The sequence below is a fragment of the Pseudomonas sp. MWU13-3659 genome (assembly GCF_023757525.1).
Classification (GTDB): Bacteria; Pseudomonadota; Gammaproteobacteria; order Pseudomonadales; family Pseudomonadaceae; genus Aquipseudomonas; species Aquipseudomonas entomophila_E.
The window spans coordinates 1-688 of record NZ_JAMSHW010000099.1 but is presented as its reverse complement, the minus strand read 5'-3'; the positions used below and the strand labels follow the sequence as shown (position 1 = coordinate 688).

At 69.5% G+C, this 688-nt stretch carries 2 pseudogenes; both read left to right on the top strand.

The features are described from left to right. Positions 1-257, top strand: a pseudogene (locus NGM28_RS28480) (hypothetical protein); the annotation flags it as partial. Continuing rightward, positions 254-688, top strand: a pseudogene (locus NGM28_RS28475) (hypothetical protein); the annotation flags it as partial. The pseudogenes NGM28_RS28480 and NGM28_RS28475, both read left to right, overlap by 4 nt.

Sequence of the window (688 nt, the reverse complement as noted above, 5' to 3'; positions counted from 1 at the left end):
GACTGGAAGACCAGGTCAACCTCAACGGGTTGATGTTCAGCGGCCTGGATGGCGCCTATCCGTGCACCGGCGCCGATGGCGTCCAGCAGTTCCGCGCACACACCCGCGACCAGCTGCTGCAGGTGAACAAAGACCTGGTGATCTTCCGGCAGGCCGCGCTGCAGCACGCCGACCAGCTGAAGCGTGACCTGGCGAAGGCGCTCCAGGACAAAAAGATCAAGGCCATGCGGGCGATCGCCTGGACGGTGCCGGCATGACCTGGTCACCGGTGACCATGCGTTGGCCCACCCAAGCCACTCAGTGGATGGGCCAGCTGGACGCCGCCAAGGCCCTGGCCGGCAGCGAGCTGGCGAGCATGGGGGAGCGGGTGGCGGGCCTGCAGTCGATCGCCACCACCAGCCCGGGGCCGGTCGGCAACGCGGCAAAAGGCGCGATCGAGGCCGGACGCCAGGCCCTGGCCGAGCAACTGGGCGAGGCACCGGCCTGCCTGACAGTGACACCGTTCCAGAGCGGCATGGGCCAGGGACGTGGCCACCAGCGCTTCCTGTCGGCGCCCAACCTCCTGCAGGCGCTGGCGGATAAGCTCACCGACGCCACGGACACCGCACGCCCCCAGGGCGCCCAGTACGCCCTGTGCCTGCTGTTCCTGGCCACCCGCTACGACCAATTGGCCGCGAGCCTGGCCCGC